This window comes from Streptosporangium carneum (genome assembly GCF_027922005.1).
Taxonomy (GTDB): Bacteria; Actinomycetota; Actinomycetes; order Streptosporangiales; family Streptosporangiaceae; genus Streptosporangium; species Streptosporangium carneum.
Genome location: NZ_BSEV01000019.1, coordinates 133,071 through 150,187 on the forward strand (window position 1 = coordinate 133,071; position 17,117 = coordinate 150,187).

Genomic DNA, 17,117 nt, shown 5'->3' on the forward strand with positions numbered 1-17,117 from the left:
CCCCCGCTTTCAAACCCAGCCGCCGGGGCGGCCGTCTTCAGGTTCATGAGAAGACTCAGGTACGGCCTGTGCGTGGCGGGCATCGCGTTGTTCGTGTCGTCCTGCGCGGGGGCGGGGAGCCAGTCGATGTCCGACTCGGGAGGCGCCGCCCCCGCCATGGCGCCGGTCGAGCAGGAGGCGGGGCAGGCCGCCGACGAGGCCCCGTCGGGGCGCGCCCGCAAGCCGCGGGCCGAACAGCCGAAGAGCGAGCAGGTGAAGCTGGTCTCCCAGGATCGGTCGATCATCTACACGGCCGACATGACGGTCCGCGCCAAGGACGTCATGACGGCGGCGGAGACGGCGCGGCGGATCGTCGCCTCCGTGGGCGGCCACCTGGCCACCGAGAAGTCGGACACCCGCTCGGGCGACAGCGCCTCCGTCAACCTGACCTTCAAGATCCCGCCCGCGGCCTATCCGGGCGTGCTGGACCGCCTGGGCAGGGAGCTGGGCAAGCGCGAGTCGCTGCGGCAGAACACCGAGGACGTCACCGAGCAGGTGGCCGACGTCGAGAGCCGCCTCAGATCGTCGCGGGCGGCGCTCGACTCGCTGCGCACGCTGCTGAAGAAGGCCAACACGATCGGCGAGGTGCTGGACGTCGAACGGGAGGTCTCCGCGCGCGAGGCGGACCTGGAGGCGCTCCAGGCCCGGCAGAAGACTCTCGCCTCGCAGACGAGCATGGCGACGCTGACCCTCAGCCTGGTCGGCCCCGAGGTCACGGTCGAAGAGCCCGAGGACGAGCCCGCGGGGTTCCTCGGCGGCCTGCGCGCGGGCTGGGGGTCCCTCGTCACCGCCCTCAAGATCGGCCTGACGGTCCTAGGCGCGCTGCTGCCCTGGCTGGTCCCGGTCGTCCTGGTCTGGCCGCTGGTCGTCTTCGCGCGCCGCCGCGCCAGGAGGGGCAGGGCCTCAGCAGCGGCGTCGGCTCCGGTGACGGCCGGTCCGGGTCAGGCCGGTCAGGCGGCCCCGGGCGAGGTCGCCGCCCCGGAGGAGAGCGCCCGTCGGGACACCACGACCGGCCACGCCCGGGAAACCGGCCCCCGGGGCACGGCCGCCCCTGAGGGAGGGCCCGCCGACGGAGAGGCGGACGGCCCCGCCGTGGCTCCCCCGGCCTGAACCGAGCCCTTCCGGGATCCCCGTCCCGCCGGGCCCCTTCCGGAGGCCCGGCCCGGCTCCTTCCGGGAGGCCGCCGCCCGCCGGGCTCGGAACCCTCAGCGGGCCGAGGTCTCGTGCACGAAGTCCGTGAGGCGGGCGAGCTGGTCGGGGTCGGTCGCGGGCAGCACCCCGTGGCCGAGGTTGAAGATGTGGCCCTCCGCCTTGGAGCCGCGGGCCAGGATGTCGGCGGCCCTGCGCTCGACGACCTCCCACGGGGCGAGCAGGAGCGCCGGGTCGAGGTTGCCCTGCAACGCCTTGCCCGGCCCGACCCGCCGGACGGCCTCGTCGAGCGGGACCCGCCAGTCGACGCCGACGACGTCCGCGCCCGCCTCGCCGAGCAGGCCGAGCAGCTCGCCGGTGCCGACCCCGAAGTGGATGCGCGGGACGTCCAGGTCGGCCAGGCCGGCGAAGATGCGGCTGGTGTACGGCATGACGAACTCTCGGTAGTCCTCGGGGGCGACGGCGCCGACCCACGAGTCGAAGAGCTGGACGGCAGAGGCGCCGGCGGCGATCTGGATGCGCAGGAAGCCCAGGGTGATCTCGGTCAGCCGCTCCATCAGGGCGTGCCACAGCTGCGGCCGGCCGTACATCATGGCCTTGGTGTGGTCGTGGTTCTTCGAGGGGCCGCCCTCGATGAGGTAGGAGGCCAGGGTGAAGGGCGCGCCCGCGAAGCCGATGAGAGGGGTCGCGCCCAGCTCGGCGGTCAGGGCGCGGACGGCCTGCGTGACGTAGGAGACGTCGTCCGGCTCGATCGGGCGGAGCGTGCCGATCGCGGCGGCGTCCCTGATCGGCTCCGCGACCACGGGGCCGACGCCGGGCTTGATGTCGAGGTCGATCCCGATCGCCTTCAGCGGCACCACGATGTCGCTGAAGAAGATGGCCGCGTCGACGCCGTAACGGCGCACCGGCTGCATCGTGATCTCCACGATCAGGTCCGGGGTGGCGCACGCGGTGAGCATGGGCACCCCTCCGCGCACGGCCCGGTACTCGGGCAGCGAGCGGCCTGCCTGGCGCATGAACCACACGGGCGTGCGGGAGACGGGCTGGCGGCGGCAGGCGCGCAGGAACGGAGAGTCGGCAAGCTCGGGAGTCACTCCACCAGGGTGCCATGCCGAGGGCCCGGTCCGCTCATCAAGGCTGCTGAGCGCCACTCTGGGTATGAAATCACCGGTTATTAAATGAGATCACACCTAACAACACCTAGACAGCTTCAAGTCATGATGACGATAGGGTTCCACCCGTTTCGAGTGCTTCGTCCACCGAAACCCGATGGCCGCAACCGTCCGGCGACGCCGGACGGCGCGAAGCGATCATGTTTCCGGGTACAGTTCCTCCCATCGACGAACCTGGTCCGGCCCCCGGCTGGCCCAAATGTTCGCCAAGTCACCGCGCGGCATCGATTCCGGCACCACTTTCGGGACACGCCGAGCACGTTGCGCGGAAATGTCGGCGCGACGTGCCAACGTCGGACCACGACCCGACGAAAGGCCTGTGCGATGTCCACGATGTGGAGTTCACCCGAGCGCCGCGGTGAGCACTGTGCTTCCTGTGCCGACGAGCGGGTGTTCGAGCAACCCCCCTGCCTCGACGGGCACGAACCGGGTCAATGCCCCGAATGGGCCTGCGTCGACTGCGGTCACGCGCTGTTCCTCTCGAGCTCCGGCGGCGGGAGCGCACGTGGTTCCCGCTGGTCGGCGGCAGTGGCTTGATCGGTTCCGATGGCTCCTACACACACCCCAGTGGTCCCCATGCGTTCAGTTCCGACCTACGCTTCCGATATGACCGCCGGTGACGCACCGCCCACTCCCGCCGCCTTCGAGCGCGCGGCGGCCAGCATGCGCCCAGCCGAGGTCAGACCGGAGATCGAGCTGGAGGACATCCCGGCGCCACAGCGCCTCGCCCCCTACTCGGCCGCCATCGGCGCATCGGTCTACCGCGACGACGACGAGCTCGCGGTCGGCCGCCTCATCATGCTCTTCGACCCGGACGGCCAGCGTGGCTGGGACGGCCAGTTCCGGCTGGTCGCCTACGTCCGGGCGGACATGGAACCTGAGATCACCGAAGACCCGCTGCTCGGCCCCGTCGCGTGGAGCTGGCTCACCGAGTCACTCGACGCGCACGGCGCCGCATACGCCGCCGCCGGGGGCACCGTCACCAAAGCGGTGTCCGAGGGCTTCGGCAACAAGGCCGAAGACCCGGTGACCACGGAGCTGGAGCTGCGCGCCTCCTGGTCTCCGCTGGAGGAGGATCTCTCCGGCCACGTCGCCGCCTGGTGCGATCTGATGTGCCTGGCGGCCGGCATACCACCCCTGCCACCCGACGTGGCGAGCCTGCCGCCACGCCGTCGCGAAGATCCGGAGTCCTTCCGAACGTGACCGACGAGACAACCATCGTTCCGCTGCTGGAGCCGCGAGAGGGAATCCCACCCGTCATCGAGGACGCCGCCGACCTCGCACGCACCGTGCGCGCCTTCGCCGAGGGCACGGGTCCGGTCGCCGTCGACGCCGAGCGAGCCTCGGGATACCGCTACAGCGGCCGCGCCTACCTGGTGCAGCTGCGCCGGGCGGGCGCGGGCAGCGCGCTGATCGATCCGACCCACTGCCCCGACCTGTCCGAGCTCGACGCGGCGCTGGCGGACGCCGAGGTGGTGCTGCACGCCGCATCCCAGGACCTGCCGTGCCTGGCGGAGCTGAACTTCCACCCCCGCGAGCTGTTCGACACCGAGCTGGCCGGGCGGCTGCTCGGCTACGAGCGGGTCGGGCTGGGGATGATGGTGGAGAACGTCCTGGGCCTCAGGCTGGAGAAGGGCCACTCGGCCGCCGACTGGTCGACCCGCCCGCTGCCCGAAGACTGGCTGCGTTACGCGGCGCTCGACGTCGAGGTCCTGATCGAGCTGCGCGACATCCTCTACCAGGAGCTCGACTCCAGCGGGAAGCTGTCGTGGGCGCAGGAGGAGTTCGCCTCGGTGCTGGCGCACAAGTCCCCGGCTCCGCGTTCCGATCCGTGGCGGCGCACCTCCGGCATCCACAAGGTCCGCTCACTGCGCGGGCTCGCCGTGGTCAGGGAGCTGTGGACGCTGCGGGACGAGCTGGCCAGGGAGTCGGACCTCGCACCGGGACGGGTCCTGCCGGACGCCGCGATCGTCACCGCCGCCCTCGAACTGCCCCGCACCACCAAGTCGCTCACCGACATCCCCCCGTTCACCGGGCGCAGCGCCCGCAGGCACCTGCGCGACTGGCTGGCCGCGATCAGCAGGGCCCGCGCGCTGCCCGAGTCGCAGCTCCCCCAGCCCAGCACGCCGGGCGACGGTCCGCCGCCCGCCAACCGGTGGATGGACCGTGACCCGGTCGCCGCCAGGCGGCTCGCCGCCGCCAGGGCCGTGGTCGCCGCGCTCGCCGACGAGCACCACATGCCGACGGAGAACCTCGTCCAGCCGGACGCCGTGCGCCGTCTGACCTGGGAACCCCCGCCGGTCATCGACGACGAGAGCGTCGCGGCCCGGCTGCGTGAGCTGGGCGCGCGCGAGTGGCAGATCGGGCTGACCGCCCATCCCGTGGCCAAGGCGCTCCTGCGCCTGGAGACCAAGGGCGAGATCTGACGGCGGTGACGCGACCGGGCCTCTCCCCTGGCGGCCCGGGTCCGGCCGTCCCGTGTCGCGCCTGACGGCACGCGGGGCGGCCCGAAGCCCGGGTCTCCGCTGAGCCGGGAGAGCCGTGGATCCGGCCCGGTGGTCTTCCGCCAGGCCACCTGACGGACCGGTTCCCGCGTTTCGCCGTGCCGCCGTGCCCGTGGGCCGGAGCAGGTTCGAAGCAGGCGCGGTGTGGGTCCGGCGATCTCGGCCGGGCCCTCTTCGTGAGCGCTCGCCGTCCCTGCGTCTTTACAAAGTAGATCACTACATGTTTCGCGGGAATCACGTGAACCCGTCGACGGGAACGCCGCTACAGACCTTCTGATGGACGGCAGAGTCGAGGACGTGGCGGCGGGACGGGCTCGTGGGCGCTGGGAGAGGGCGTGGGGGCGGGGTGAGGACGCGCGGGTACTCGCCCGGGTCGCCGACGGGGACGCCAGAGCGCTGGGCGAGCTGTACGAACGGCATGCCGCGCCGCTGTTCGGATTTCTCCACCGGCTCGCCGGAGACCGGGGAACCGCGGAGGAGATCCTCCAGGACACGCTGCTGGCCGTGTGGCGTTCGGCCGCGACCTACGAGGGACGTTCCAGTGTGACCACCTGGCTGTTCGGGGTGGCGCGCAGGCAGGCGCACAACCGGCTGCGCGGGATTTCCCCTCCGGCCGCGGCCGAGCCGTACGAGCGGGCCGACACCGTGCCCGGCCCCGAGGAGCTGGCGGTGGGAGCGGACCGGGTGCAGGGGGCGCTGGTACGGCTGCCGCTCGCGCAGCGCGAGGTGGTGGTGCTCGCCTTCCTCAACGACCTGGGCCACCAGGAGATCGCCGAGATCCTCGGCATCCCGGTCGGCACGGTCAAAAGCCGCCTGCACCACGCCCGCGCGACCCTCAGGGGGGTGCTCCGTTGAGAGATCCGTCGAAAGAGAAGAACCGGGTGGACTCCTGGCCCGAGCTGGCGGGAATCGGCGACGACGTCCCCGCCCCGCCCGGCCCCGAGATCGTGCGCGGCGCGCTGAGGAGGTCCGCGCTGGAGGGCGGGCGCCCGCCCGCCGTGCCGAAGGCCGTCAGGGCGTGGGCGCTGCTGACGGCGGAGGCCCGCGTCCAGCCCGTGTCGATCTGGCTGATCTCCGCGCTGGTCATGACGGTCGGGGTGGGGTTCGTCCTGGCCAAGCCGTACACGGCGGTGTTCGTGCTCGCCATGGTCGCGCCACTGGTCGCGGGGGCGGGTGTCGCGGCGGCGTACGGCCCGCGCGACGACAGGGTCCTCGAACTGGTGGCCGTCACGCCGACGTCGCCCCGGGTGATCCTCCTGGCCAGGATGACGCTGGTGTTCGGCTACGACCTGGCGCTGGCGCTGGTCGCCTCCGCGATGCTGTCCCCGTTCCAGGACTCGGTCCCCGGCCCGGTCTCCACGGGACTGGTGTCGCTGGTCACGGCGTGGCTGGGGCCGACGACGGTGCTCGCGGCGCTCAGCCTGCTGCTGTCGGTGTGCTGGAACGCCGAAGGCGCGGTGGGCGTCGCCCTGGGGGTGTGGGGCCTGTACCTGATGAGCTTCACCAAGTGGCCCGTCCTCGCCGGGATCAGGCAGCTGTGGACGACCAGCCCCGCGACGATCGGTCTCGCCCTCGTCCTGGCGTCGGCCGCCGTGGTCGCGGCGGGACGGGGTGAACCGATCCGGCGTCTGCGCGCAACTCACGGATCATGAAGCGCCTCGACCTCTGGTCACACGAGATACGCAGGGCCGGGCCCACCGCCCTGCTGGGACCTCCCGCCCTGGTGGTGCTGGCCGTGCTGCTGGCGGCCTTCGGCACCCGGATCGGCTCGCGCGAGGGGAACACGGCACGCTTCCTGGTCGCCTTCGTGGAGATGGGGATCCCGCTGCTGACCGGTCTGCTCGCGGCCTCGCTGGTCGGCCGGGACCGGGCCGTCGAGCTGCGGCTCGCCCTTCCCTCGGCGTACCGGGCGACGCTGCTGCGCCGCCTGGCCGTGACGGTCGGCTGGGCGGGCGTCTGCGCCCTGGCGATATCGGCGTTGCTCACGGCGGGGGGCTGGTGGGAGCGGCTCCCCCTCTCCCCCGGCGGCGTCGCCGGTCAGCTCGCCTGGCTCTCCCCCACGCTGTGGCTGACGGCCCTGGGACTGCTCGCCTACGCGGCGTCGCGGACCACGGTCGCGGCGACCGCGACGGTGGCGCTGGTCTGGGTCGTCGAGCAGGCCCTGTCCGAGGCGCTGCGGGACAACCCCGCGTCCAGGTGGCTCTACCTGTTCGCCACCACGCGGGGCGTGGCGGACGGCGACTGGCTGCCCAACCGGCTGGTCCTGCTGGCGACCGCCCTACCGCTCGCCGTCGCGGCCTGGTTCCTGCTCGGCGACGTCGAGCGCTTCCTCGGAGGCGAGGACGAGTGATCGCGACCCTGCGCCACGAGTTCGGCATGCAGATCCGCCGCCCCGCCCTGTGGATCGTGTACGGCCTGGCGTTCGCGCTGCTTCTGGCCTCTTTCCAGCAGGGGTATGTGATCCCGTACCTGGGACGCGACTATTCGAGCCACACAGCGACCGCCCTGGTCTCCGTCGCCACCGTGGTCAACAGCCTGATGGCCATGGCCTACGGATGCCTGATCGCCGACCGGCTCGTCCGGGACCGGCGGCTCGGCGTCGACGAGGTCCTGGAGGCGACCCCGGCCGGACGCACGGGCCGGCTGGTCGGCAAGTACCTGGGCGTCTGCGCGGCCACGGCTGTGCCGATCGCGCTCGCCTACTTCGGCCGGGCCCTCGTCTACGCGGTCACCGAGGGAGAGCCGGGAGCGCTGGCCCTGTCCCTGCCGGTCTTCGCGGCGATGGTCGTGCCGGGCCTGCTGTTCGTCGGGGCGCTCTGCCTGGCGGGGCCGCTGCTGGTGCCGGTGCAGCTGTTCCGGGTGCTGTTCGTCGGCTACTGGTTCTGGGGCAGCCTCATCCCCGCGAACATGATGCCCACCCTGTCCCACACGCTCCTGTCGCCGGGGGCCCACTACCCGGAGTTCGGGTTCTTCGGTCCCGTGAAGCCGCCCGAGGGGGCTCTCGTGGATTCGGAGTACCCGGTCTACGGCCCCTGGCACGACGCGGCGTTCAACGTCCTGCGTCCCGTGGCGAGCCCGGCCGTCGCCGTCCTCTGGATGGGCGTGATGGTCGCCCTCACGGTGGCCGTCCTCCTCCTCATCCGCCTGCACACCGCCCGCACGGAGCACTGACATGCGCATCGAGATCTCCCGGCTGACCAAGACCTACCGGGGCGGGGTCCGCGCCCTCGACGGGCTCGACCTCGACGTGCCGACCGGCATGTACGGCCTGCTCGGTTCGAACGGCGCGGGCAAGACCACGCTCATGCGCATCCTGGCCGGGCTGCTCAGGCCCACCTCGGGAACCGTCAGGGTGGGCGGCCACGACGTCACCGCGCCTGACGGACGGCTGGCCGTACAGCGGGAGCTCGGCTACCTCCCGCAGGACCTCGGCGTCTATCCCGACCTGACCGCTCGCGGGTTCCTCGACTACATCGCGCTGCTCAAGGGCCTCGACTCCCGTCCCTTCAGACAGCGCAGGATCGGCGAGCTGCTTGAGGTCGTCGGGCTCTCCGACGCGGCCGACCGCAAACTCAGGGGTTTCTCCGGCGGGATGGTACGGCGGGTCGGCATCGCCCAGGCGCTGCTCGCCGACCCACGGCTGCTGGTCGTCGACGAGCCGACGACCGGCCTGGACCCGGAGGAGCGGATCCGGTTCCGCACCATGCTCGTCGGGCTGGCCGGGGAGCGCACGGTCCTGCTGAGCACGAACATCGTCGAGGACGTGGCCCAGACCTGCCGCTCGCTGGCGGTTCTCGCCAGGGGCCGCCTGGTGTTCGAGGGGACCGTCGAGAGGCTGGTCGCGCGAGCCGAGGGGGTGGTGTGGACGGTCACCACGCCGGGCCCCGCGCCCTCGACCGGCAGGGTCGTGTCCGCCGTTCCCGACGGCGCGGGAACACGCTATCGCGTCGTCGCGTCCTCGGCTCCCGAACCGGACGCCGAGACCGTCGAGCCGACCCTCGAAGACGGCTACCTGGCGCTCATGGAAACCGCGCGGCACGCCTCCTGAGCGAATTCTCCATATCGAACGGCGGCGTTTGCGGACATGTTCGAAGGCCCCCGACGGAAAGTCCTCTCAGCCGGGGGAAGGAGAGAACGGACACGCGACGGTCGATCACGGGGGAAGTCGCGCGTCGCCTTCCCGCCGGGGGCGGTTTTCAACGGGTTCCCGGCGGGCGGAAGCACTCGCCGGGAATCCACACCCGTTTTCCCGGGCGGCGCCACAGGAGAACGAACAGACACGTGCCCCCTGCCCGTCCGGCCCCCACCACGGTCAAGGCGTTCCACGACCCCCTCACCACGGTCGAGGCATCACACCCCCTCACCACGTCCAAGGCATTCCACAGCTCTTCACCACGTCCAAGGCATTCCACAGCTCTTCACCACGGTCGAGGTGTTCCACGACCCCCTCACCACGGTCGAGGCATCACACCCCCTCACCACGTCCAAGGCATTCCACAGCTCTTCACCACGTTCGAGGTGTTCCACAGCGCCGGTACGGCGAGCGGTGACGCTCACCTGATCGGCGCCGATGAACGGCGCGCGCCCCGGTGAAGGCCCCCGGTCACCTCACATCCGCCCATCACCCACCGACCTCTCGGTTCTTCCGATCGCCCTGTCACGTTCGGCGCGGATCGTCTCCTCGGCCGAAGGGGCCTGCTCGGTCCTGGGCACGGCGCACCAGACGGTCCTTCCCAGCCTTTCCGACCGCCTGCGAGTGCCCCACCTGCCACCGCAGATCCGGTTGACGATGAGCAGGCCACGCCCGTTCTCCGCCATGGAGACCTCCTCTTCGGGAATGTACGGCGCACTGAAAAGCGAACCGGGGTCGGAGACCTCCACATAGACCAGGTCAGGGGTTTCCATCAGGGCCAGCCCGACCATGTCCCCCTGCCACCGCCGGTCGGCGTGCTCGACGGCGTTGGCGACGAGTTCGGAGACCACCTGGACAACGTCCTCAAGCAATGGATGGTCCGTTCCCAGAAGACCACGGACTTCACCGCGCGCCCGCCGAACCGATTCCTGGGAGCTCACCAGAAAGACCTCTCCAAGCTTTTTCGGTTCCATGCCAAAAGTCCTTCGCCGCTCATCGGTCGCCGGGCTCGTCAATTCATCCAAGCTCGCGGTCCACGACCCGCTTGTTCGCTCCTTGCTATTTAAAGAATCCCAGAAGGCAACTACGTTCGGTAGCTGATTGAATACACTCCTACTGCACAGCTGCGTGTACTTACCCTGACAGCCGTGAGGAGAGGCCAGTGACCGCCCCCACCAGCTTCGACCCGAACATTTCCCCCCGGGCACAATTCGGCACAGAGCTCCGCAAACATCGAAGCATGGCGCGAATGTCACAAAAAACGCTGGCAACCCTGACGGGCTGGTCGATCAGCCAGATCAGCATGCTGGAGAACGGCAATCGAGGGCCCACTCCAGAGCTCGCCCGAAGCATGGACGCCGCACTCGGACTCGACGGAACGCTCTCCAACCTCTGGGCGATGCTCGACAACGTGTCCAATCAGTTGCCGACGTGGTACCGGTCGTGGCTGGAGATCGAGCGAGAGGCGGACACCCTACGGACCTGGCAACCTCTCATCGTCCCCGGGCTGCTCCAGACAGAGGGCTACGCGAGAGCCGTGCTGACCAGCGAACCCGGCACAACGCCCGAACAGATCGAGGAGCACACGACAGCGCGAATGGAGCGCCAGAACATTCTCCGTCGGACCACACCTCCGATGATGTGGGTGCTCCTGGACGAGAGCGTTCTCGACCGGCCCATCGGAAGCCCCGCCGTGATGGCCGCCCAGCTCAGCCACCTGGCCGATGTCACCCAGTCTCTGCGGATCGTCGTTCAGGTCGTGCCTCTGAGTGCTTACAGCGCCGTCGGTCTCCTTGGTGCTTTCGTCATCGCGACGGCGCGAGGAGAACCCGACACGGCTTACATCGACTCCGCTGGGATCTCCGTTCGAGTGACGGGCAGACCGGAGGACGTCACCTCACTAGCATTCAGATACGACGCTATCCGCGCCGAAGCCCTGTCCCAGCGCGAATCACTGATCCTGATTAAGGAGAAGATGCGACGATGGACGACCTACGACAGGAACTGACCACCGCCACGTGGCGCAAGTCCACCCTCTCCGGCAGCGACGGCACCGACTGCGTCGAGATCGCCCGCCTCACCGGCGGACACATCGGCGTCCGCGACAGCAAGAACCCCACCGCCCCCGCCCTCCTCCTCACCCCGGGCGACTGGAACACCTTCATCGAAGGCATCAAAAGCGGCCAGTTCGACTGACCACTCCCCCGTCCCGGACGACGAAGCCGGTTCCCGTCCCTCACGGACGGGAACCGGCTCCCTTTCACGGTCATGTCCCCGCGTGTTCCCGAGTGACGCGCCGCTCATCGGCGCCGCTCAGGCCCCCGTCGCCGCTCTCCGTACCGGCGCCGCGAAAGGCCACAGCACAGCGAAGGCCGAGGGAACCGACAGCGAAGGCATGGGAGGACGACAGCACAGCGGAGACATGGGGACTTCTCAGTAAGGAGAGCGAAGGAGTCGCGGCACGACGGTGAGGCGGCAAAGCCCGCGACGCGCCCCACAGCCCGATCAGTGAACACGGCCGACCGATGACCGATCAGGGCACCCCCGGACCGCCGAAACAGCCGCCTCATGGGCAGGAACCGGCCTGTCTGACACAGCCCCTCACCGGCCGCCTCGGGAGCATCGCGAAGACGGTCGCGTCCACCCCGGAGCCCACGACACGCCCCACGGGCCTGGCTGACCGATGATCGGGTGGGCGACACCCGCACCACCGAGGTGATCGCCCCACGGGCGGGCGGGAAACGGCCCGCCCCGCGCAGCCCGTCTAAGCTCGCTGGAGCACCTCGGCCAGCACCTCGTCGACCGGGGTGGCCGTGACGCCGAGGATCTTCTCGGTCTCGGTGAAGTCGGAGACGTACGGCAGGCCGGGCGTGTGCAGCACCTCCTGCAGCCCCGTCCAGAACGGGTCCGCCAGGGTGAGCAGGGCCACGTCACGCTCGGTCAGCTCCTCCAGCCGGGGCGCGGGCGCCGCCGTCGACCTGTGCCTGCACCTCGTACGGCTCGACCACGGTTCGGCCGTCGCCAACGCCGCGGCCAACGCGACGGTCGTCTCACGGGCGCGCCCCGGCGGTCAGGCCCAGTTCGTTCAGACGCCGCTGCCGTCCGAGCCTGACAGCTCGCTGGCCGCGACGAGGGCGTGGGCGCTGGAGACGCTGGAGCGCCCGCTGACCCTGAAGGACCTGGCCGGACACGCCGGCACCAGCGTGCGGACCCTGACCCGGCGCTTCCACGCCGAGACAGGGCTCAGCCCGCTGCAGTGGCTGCTGCACCAGCGGATCGACCGGGCGCGCGAGCTGCTGGAGAGCACAGGCCTGCCGATGGACCAGATCGCCTGGCGGAGTGGGCTGGGAAGCGCCGACTCCCTGCGCAAGCACCTGGTCGACCGGCTGGGGCTCACGCCCACCGCCTACCGCGCCCGCTTCCGCCCACAGGGCGCCGACCGGCGGAGCCCCTCGAGGCCGGGCGCGGAACACCTCGGTTGACGGTCGGCGGTGAAGTGGTCGACCGAGGCGAGCACCCTGCCCTTGGGGTCGATCATCCCGGACGGCCCGTTGTCGCCCCGCCCGACCAGCGCACAGCCGTTCTCGACCGCGCGTCGAGCAGCAGGACGCCCAGCGCCAGGCAGAGCGAGGCCGGGGATCCGAAGACGTCCGGTCCCGGCCCGTGGAGCAGGAAGAGCGTGCCGATCGCGACGGCGGCCCACACCCCGGTGAGTCCGGTCAGGACACGGCCGGTGCGGGCGATGCCGAGCAGACCGCCAGGCCGCCAGGGGGACCTCCCGTCGCCCGTTGACGGCGAGCACTGAGACGACGGCGCCGGCCGCCGGCAGCGGCCGGCGTTTCCAGGTCGCCTTCGCGGCCGGGGCCGCGGTGGCCCGGGTGATCCGGACCGACCGCGTGGCCTGGGCGGACACCCCCGGCGGGGACGCCTCGGGGACCGTCCGGCCGGATTTGCCTTGGAGCAGCATGAACTGCTCTCCTTTCCATGGAGACACGTATCGCGTAGAGACACGCCGTTGGCGTGGTGGTGCGTTTCCCGTGGCCGTCGAGTTGGCGCTCGGCGGCCACAGACTCACTCCCCGGGAAGCTCGGGGAAGGCGATGAATCTGGTCAGAACGGTCCTGGCGTCCTCCGGGGTTTCCTCGGGCCGGCGGGAGAATCGGGCGAGCAGTTCGAGATACCGCTCGAAGAAGTCGCGCAGCTCGTCCAGCGTGACGCGGATCGTGCCGTTGGAGTAGGGCAGCGCGTCTCCCCACTCGCCCAGGTCGTCGCGGACCCGCTGGAAGCGCGCCAGGCCTTCGAGGGTCTCGGCGAGCCACAGACGGTGCATCTCGTCCGTGACGGCGCGCATCTCGGGACTCTGCTCGCTGTACAGCGGGAACCGCAGGTCGCGGTCGGCCCTTCGCCACCAGCGCTCGCGGCCCCCGCCACGGCCCGGCACCTCCTCGACGAACCCGTGCTCGGCGAGGACCCGCAGGTTGTAGCTGGTGCCTCCGGTGGTCACGCCCAGTTTCCTGGCCAGCGTGGTCGAGGTGACCTCGCCGTCCAGGGACACCTGGCGCATGATCCGCTGCCGCAGCGGATTGGCGAGAACCTTCACCGCCGCCAGGTCCGCTGTCTCGCTCATGTGTGCACGATAAGTCGTGCATCAGTTCTCGTGCAATCAGGAATGTCCCGGATTCGCGCCGTCACCGCCGCCGGGCCGTGACGACGGCCGGGTCCCACACCGCACGCCGTACGCCGTACGGCGTCCGGAGCCGCACGGCGCACGGCGAGAAGCGGCGGCGACAACGTCGAGCGGAACGTGGGACCAGGTGAAGGCTCAGCCCGCGCCGCCGCACAGGTGGGCGTGACCGGCGTTGTGACCGTCCACCCAGCCCTTCCTGTCCCAGTCGTTGGACTTGTCGTAGATGAAGCCCTTCCCGCAGTTCTTCCCGGCGTCGGCGAAGCCCTTCTGGAAGGCGTCCCAGTACTCTTTCGGCTCCTTGCCCGAGGCCTGACCGGCCTCGCCCCACGGAACGTTCGCCGTCGCCACCGTCCGCCCGGAAACCGGAACGGCCGTGGAGTGGGAGCCCGCCACCACTCCGAGTGCGAGGATCACGAGAAGTTCGGGGCCGAACGACAGCAGATGTCGCCTGCGGTTCATGAGCACCTCCTCCGACCAGACCTGCCCGCGGAAATCCCCGGAGGTCGTGGTTGACAAGGCCAGGATATGAAGCGATTCGCCAGAAATGGAGAATTTGTTTGCTTGTTATCGCGCTCTTGAATCAGAGATGGGCGGCGACTTTACCCTGCCGAAATCATCGCTCGACGGGAGCGAGCCGACGCCTTCGGCCCTGGCCACGCCCTCGAACTCCACAGCGGGACACCTCGTGACAGGAATGCCTCCGCAGGGGAATCGGCAGACACAATTTACTGTTTGTGCGGGTTACCGGGAGACAAAGGAATACGACGCCGGAAATCCCGTCGACATCTCACCTTTCAGGCGGATCCTTTACCTCGGCCGCGACCTCTCCACCCGGTTCTCGCCTGATCGACCGGACGGCCCCCGTACGGAGAAGCGCTCGTCGGGCTACGAGCTCACGGTGTGGACGGGCAGGCCGTCGCTCCCGCACCGGATCTCGACCTTGAGGTCGGAGCCGTCCGACTCGAACTCCACCGTGGCCTCGGGCCCGGGGCCCGGTTCGACGTCGTCGACCGAGTGACCCTGGGCCGGGCTCCACGAGCGCAGCCGCACCTGGCCGTCCTGGCAGGCCGCGACCACGGTGCCGCCGCCGACGCTGATCACCTTCGTGCGGGCCGAAGCGTCGGGCGACGCCCCCGCAGACGCGGCCGAGGACGGCAGGGGCGGGCGGGGGGAGGCCGCCGCCAGCTCGGCGCGGACCTCCTGCGCTGTCAGGGCGTGACCTGCGGCGCCGGTCAGGGAGCCTCCCAGCAGGCTCAGGACGGCGACTCCCGCCACGGTCGCGACGGACGCGGTGGCCAGCCATCCGGCCACGGCCAGCAGCAGCCGTCCTCTCGTCACCATCCGCTCCCCCTCTCCGCTGTCAGAGGCGGATCTCTCCGCCTCCGGGGCCGACGTCAAGGCCAGGGTAGGACAGCGCCGCCGGGGCACGCGCACCTCCGTTCACCGTCTACGGTGTCATCACATGGCCGAGATCCTGCTCATCGAGGACGACGTGACGATCCGCACCGCCCTCACGCGGGGCCTGCGGGAGCTCGGTCATGCCGTCTCGTCCTCTCCGACCGCCCTTGACGGCCTGCGGCTGGCCCTGCGCGACCGTCCCGACCTGGTGGTGCTCGACCTCGGGCTGCCCGACCTCGACGGCGTCGAGCTGCTGCGCATGCTCAGGGCGGTGAGTCAGGTCCCGGTGATCGTCGCGACCGCCCGCGACGGTGACGACGAGATGGTTCCCGTCCTCGACGCGGGAGCCGACGACTACGTGGTCAAGCCGTTCAGCGCGGTGCAGCTGGACGCCCGTGTCCGGGCGGTCCTGCGTCGTGCGGGCGACGAGCGCTCTCCCGACACGTCGGTCACGGTCGCCGGGCTGCGCCTCGACCCCCGCACGCGTGAGGCGACCCTGGACGGCACGCCGCTCGAGCTCACGCCTCGCGAGTTCGACCTGCTGCACTTCCTCGCGACCCGCGCGGGAGAGGTGGTGACCAAACGGGAGCTGCTGAGCGAGGTCTGGCAGGTCGCGTACGGCGGAGCCGACAAAACCGTGGACGTCCACCTGTCGTGGCTGCGGCGAAAGCTCGGCGAGACCGCGCAGGAACCCCGCTACCTGGTGACCGTGCGCGGGGTCGGGGTGAAGCTGGTCGATCCCGCATGAGGCGCTGGCTGGCGCTGGTGATGACGGCCACCACCTCCCTGGTGCTGGTCGCGCTTCTGGTGCCGCTGGGACTGCTGATCGGCACCGTCGCGGAGAACGCGGCCGTCGACCGCGCGACCGACACGGCGGAGTCCGTCGCGGCGGCCGTGAGCGCCCTGCCGCCCGGGGAGCTGGCCCTCACGGTCGAGCAGGTCGCGGCGTCGGGCGGCTACCCCCTGACGGTCTTCCTGCCGGACGGAGACGTCCTCGGCCAGGCCGCTCCCCGGTCGGACGCGGTCCGCCTGGCGTCGCTGGGGCGCAGCGTCACGGCGCGGGCGCCCGGCGGCACCGAGGTCCTCGTCTCGGTGCAGAGCCCGTCGCTGGGCGCGGTGGTGGTCCGGGTGTTCGTGAGCGAGGCCGACCTCGACCGGGGAGTGCGGGAGGCGTGGCTCGGACTGCTGGTCCTCGGCCTGGCACTGACCGCGCTCGGCATCGCGGTGGCGGACCGGCTGGCCAGGCGGGTGACGACGTCGATCACCGCCCTGGCCGGGGTTTCGCACCGGCTGGCCGCGGGCGACCTGACCGCCCGCGCCTCGCCTGAGGGGCCCCCGGAGGTCAGGTCGGTCGCGGCGGCGCTCAACCACCTCGCCGGGCGGATCGACGAGCTGCTGGCCGCCGAACGCGAGGCGGTCGCCGACCTCTCCCACCGCCTGCGCACACCTCTCACCGGCCTGCGACTGAACGCGGAGGCCCTGGCCGACCCCGAGGAGGCGGCGCAGATCGGAGCACGCGCGGACGAGTTGGAGCAGGCCGTGACCTCGATCATCAACACGACCAGGCGGCGCGCGCCCGCGCCGAGGTCGTGCGACGCCACCTCGGTGGTGACCGACCGGGTGCGTTTCTGGTCGGTGCTGGCCGAGGACCAGAACCGGCTGATGGATCTCGACCTGCCCGGGGAGCCGCTGCCGGTCGCCGTGGCCCCTGGCGAGCTGACGGCGTGCGTCGACGCGCTGCTCGGCAACGTCTTCGCGCACACCCCCGAGGGCGTTCCGTTCGGGGTGCGGCTCACCTCCGGCTCCCAGGGCGGCGTCCTGCTGGTCGTGACCGACGCGGGGCCCGGCTTCGAGACCGAACTGCTCGAGCGGGGCAGCAGCGGCGGCGACTCGACCGGCTTGGGCCTGGACATCGCCCGCCGTACCGCGGAGTCGTCCGGCGGCTCGCTGAACGTGCGCGCCGCAACGGGGGGCGGCGCCGTCGTCGAGGTGTCCCTCGGCCCGCCAGCGCGGCCTTAACCCTCCCTTAGCGTTCCC

At 71.0% G+C, this 17,117-nt stretch carries 20 protein-coding genes; 13 read left to right on the top strand and 7 right to left on the bottom strand.

Annotation, left to right across the window (positions count from 1 at the left end):
• Positions 1–45 precede the first annotated feature (45 nt).
• On the top strand, positions 46–1,149 hold the full coding sequence (locus tag PKF00_RS31215) for a DUF4349 domain-containing protein (RefSeq protein WP_271221269.1): 1,104 nt from the start codon (positions 46–48) through the stop codon (positions 1,147–1,149).
• A 95-nt stretch (positions 1,150–1,244) separates the two neighbouring features.
• Here PKF00_RS31215 and hemE read toward each other — a convergent pair whose 3' ends face one another.
• A complete protein-coding gene (hemE, locus tag PKF00_RS31220) occupies positions 1,245–2,282 on the bottom strand; it encodes a uroporphyrinogen decarboxylase (RefSeq protein ID WP_271221270.1) in 1,038 nt (345 codons plus the stop codon).
• A 684-nt stretch (positions 2,283–2,966) separates the two neighbouring features.
• Between hemE and PKF00_RS31225 the strand changes: the two genes are divergently transcribed.
• The 7 genes from PKF00_RS31225 (at position 2,967) to PKF00_RS31255 (ending at position 8,912) form a co-directional block, all read left to right on the top strand.
• Positions 2,967–3,563 carry a DUF3000 domain-containing protein gene (locus PKF00_RS31225; RefSeq protein ID WP_271221271.1) on the top strand — a complete coding sequence of 199 codons (597 nt, stop codon included), beginning with the start codon at positions 2,967–2,969 and terminating at the stop codon, positions 3,561–3,563.
• Entirely contained in the window at positions 3,560–4,786 is a 1,227-nt protein-coding gene (locus PKF00_RS31230) for a ribonuclease D (RefSeq protein ID WP_271221272.1), read from the top strand. The genes PKF00_RS31225 and PKF00_RS31230 overlap by 4 nt, the downstream gene beginning before the upstream one ends.
• Before the next feature lie 354 nt (positions 4,787–5,140).
• Entirely contained in the window at positions 5,141–5,719 is a 579-nt protein-coding gene (locus PKF00_RS31235; RefSeq protein WP_271221273.1) for an RNA polymerase sigma factor, read from the top strand.
• 26 nt (positions 5,720–5,745) lie between these two features.
• On the top strand, positions 5,746–6,516 hold the full coding sequence (locus PKF00_RS31240; RefSeq protein WP_271221274.1) for a hypothetical protein: 771 nt from the start codon (positions 5,746–5,748) through the stop codon (positions 6,514–6,516).
• A complete protein-coding gene (locus tag PKF00_RS31245; protein ID WP_271221275.1) occupies positions 6,513–7,214 on the top strand; it encodes a hypothetical protein in 702 nt (233 codons plus the stop codon). The genes PKF00_RS31240 and PKF00_RS31245 overlap by 4 nt, the downstream gene beginning before the upstream one ends.
• Complete coding sequence (locus PKF00_RS31250; RefSeq protein WP_271221276.1) at positions 7,211–8,035, top strand: ABC transporter permease; 825 nt, start codon at positions 7,211–7,213, stop codon at positions 8,033–8,035. The genes PKF00_RS31245 and PKF00_RS31250 overlap by 4 nt, the downstream gene beginning before the upstream one ends.
• Position 8,036: 1 nt before the next feature.
• Positions 8,037–8,912, top strand: coding sequence for an ABC transporter ATP-binding protein (locus PKF00_RS31255; protein WP_271221277.1), 876 nt, complete (start codon positions 8,037–8,039; stop codon positions 8,910–8,912).
• 560 nt (positions 8,913–9,472) lie between these two features.
• Here the strand turns inward: PKF00_RS31255 and PKF00_RS31260 are convergent.
• Complete coding sequence (locus PKF00_RS31260; RefSeq protein ID WP_271221278.1) at positions 9,473–9,970, bottom strand: ATP-binding protein; 498 nt, start codon at positions 9,968–9,970, stop codon at positions 9,473–9,475.
• A 188-nt stretch (positions 9,971–10,158) separates the two neighbouring features.
• On the opposite strand from PKF00_RS31260, the gene PKF00_RS31265 reads away from it, so the two are divergent.
• Positions 10,159–11,004, top strand: coding sequence for a helix-turn-helix domain-containing protein (locus PKF00_RS31265; RefSeq protein WP_271221279.1), 846 nt, complete (start codon positions 10,159–10,161; stop codon positions 11,002–11,004).
• Positions 10,980–11,192, top strand: a complete 213-nt coding sequence (locus tag PKF00_RS31270; RefSeq protein WP_271221280.1) for a DUF397 domain-containing protein — start codon at positions 10,980–10,982, stop codon at positions 11,190–11,192. Before PKF00_RS31265 ends, PKF00_RS31270 begins: the two co-directional genes overlap by 25 nt.
• 568 nt (positions 11,193–11,760) lie before the next feature.
• Here PKF00_RS31270 and PKF00_RS31275 read toward each other — a convergent pair.
• Positions 11,761–11,925, bottom strand: coding sequence for a hypothetical protein (locus PKF00_RS31275; RefSeq protein WP_271221281.1), 165 nt, complete (start codon positions 11,923–11,925; stop codon positions 11,761–11,763).
• Here PKF00_RS31275 and PKF00_RS31280 point away from each other — a divergent pair.
• Positions 11,912–12,478 (top strand): GlxA family transcriptional regulator, encoded by a 567-nt coding sequence (locus PKF00_RS31280; protein ID WP_271221282.1) that lies wholly within the window; start codon positions 11,912–11,914, stop codon positions 12,476–12,478. The genes PKF00_RS31275 and PKF00_RS31280 overlap by 14 nt on opposite strands.
• Positions 12,479–12,530: 52 nt before the next feature.
• On the opposite strand, the gene PKF00_RS31285 is transcribed toward PKF00_RS31280, so the two are convergent.
• From PKF00_RS31285 to PKF00_RS31300, 4 genes are all read right to left on the bottom strand, one after another.
• On the bottom strand, positions 12,531–12,701 hold the full coding sequence (locus PKF00_RS31285) for a hypothetical protein (protein ID WP_271221283.1): 171 nt from the start codon (positions 12,699–12,701) through the stop codon (positions 12,531–12,533).
• A 366-nt stretch (positions 12,702–13,067) separates the two neighbouring features.
• Entirely contained in the window at positions 13,068–13,622 is a 555-nt protein-coding gene (locus PKF00_RS31290) for a winged helix-turn-helix domain-containing protein (RefSeq protein WP_271221284.1), read from the bottom strand.
• A gap of 195 nt (positions 13,623–13,817) precedes the next feature.
• Positions 13,818–14,141, bottom strand: a complete 324-nt coding sequence (locus tag PKF00_RS31295; RefSeq protein WP_271221285.1) for a hypothetical protein — start codon at positions 14,139–14,141, stop codon at positions 13,818–13,820.
• Positions 14,142–14,567: 426 nt separating this feature from the next.
• Positions 14,568–15,023 carry a hypothetical protein gene (locus tag PKF00_RS31300; RefSeq protein ID WP_271221286.1) on the bottom strand — a complete coding sequence of 152 codons (456 nt, stop codon included), beginning with the start codon at positions 15,021–15,023 and terminating at the stop codon, positions 14,568–14,570.
• 121 nt (positions 15,024–15,144) lie between these two features.
• Between PKF00_RS31300 and PKF00_RS31305 the strand changes: the two genes are divergently transcribed.
• Together PKF00_RS31305 and PKF00_RS31310 are read left to right on the top strand one after the other, a co-directional pair.
• Entirely contained in the window at positions 15,145–15,828 is a 684-nt protein-coding gene (locus PKF00_RS31305) for a response regulator transcription factor (RefSeq protein WP_271221287.1), read from the top strand.
• Positions 15,825–17,099, top strand: a complete 1,275-nt coding sequence (locus PKF00_RS31310; protein ID WP_271221288.1) for a sensor histidine kinase — start codon at positions 15,825–15,827, stop codon at positions 17,097–17,099. The genes PKF00_RS31305 and PKF00_RS31310 overlap by 4 nt, the downstream gene beginning before the upstream one ends.
• Positions 17,100–17,117 lie beyond the last annotated feature (18 nt).

Coding starts and splice junctions, on each gene's coding strand:
- PKF00_RS31215 (WP_271221269.1), top strand. CDS start 46: ATGAGAAGACTCAGGTACGGCCTGTGCGTGGCGGGCATCGCGTTGTTC.
- PKF00_RS31225 (WP_271221271.1), top strand. CDS start 2,967: ATGACCGCCGGTGACGCACCGCCCACTCCCGCCGCCTTCGAGCGCGCG.
- PKF00_RS31235 (WP_271221273.1), top strand. CDS start 5,141: ATGGACGGCAGAGTCGAGGACGTGGCGGCGGGACGGGCTCGTGGGCGC.
- PKF00_RS31245 (WP_271221275.1), top strand. CDS start 6,513: ATGAAGCGCCTCGACCTCTGGTCACACGAGATACGCAGGGCCGGGCCC.
- PKF00_RS31255 (WP_271221277.1), top strand. CDS start 8,037: ATGCGCATCGAGATCTCCCGGCTGACCAAGACCTACCGGGGCGGGGTC.
- PKF00_RS31260 (WP_271221278.1), bottom strand. CDS start 9,970: ATGGAACCGAAAAAGCTTGGAGAGGTCTTTCTGGTGAGCTCCCAGGAA.
- PKF00_RS31270 (WP_271221280.1), top strand. CDS start 10,980: ATGGACGACCTACGACAGGAACTGACCACCGCCACGTGGCGCAAGTCC.
- PKF00_RS31290 (WP_271221284.1), bottom strand. CDS start 13,622: ATGAGCGAGACAGCGGACCTGGCGGCGGTGAAGGTTCTCGCCAATCCG.
- PKF00_RS31295 (WP_271221285.1), bottom strand. CDS start 14,141: ATGAACCGCAGGCGACATCTGCTGTCGTTCGGCCCCGAACTTCTCGTG.
- PKF00_RS31300 (WP_271221286.1), bottom strand. CDS start 15,023: ATGGTGACGAGAGGACGGCTGCTGCTGGCCGTGGCCGGATGGCTGGCC.
- PKF00_RS31305 (WP_271221287.1), top strand. CDS start 15,145: ATGGCCGAGATCCTGCTCATCGAGGACGACGTGACGATCCGCACCGCC.
- PKF00_RS31310 (WP_271221288.1), top strand. CDS start 15,825: ATGAGGCGCTGGCTGGCGCTGGTGATGACGGCCACCACCTCCCTGGTG.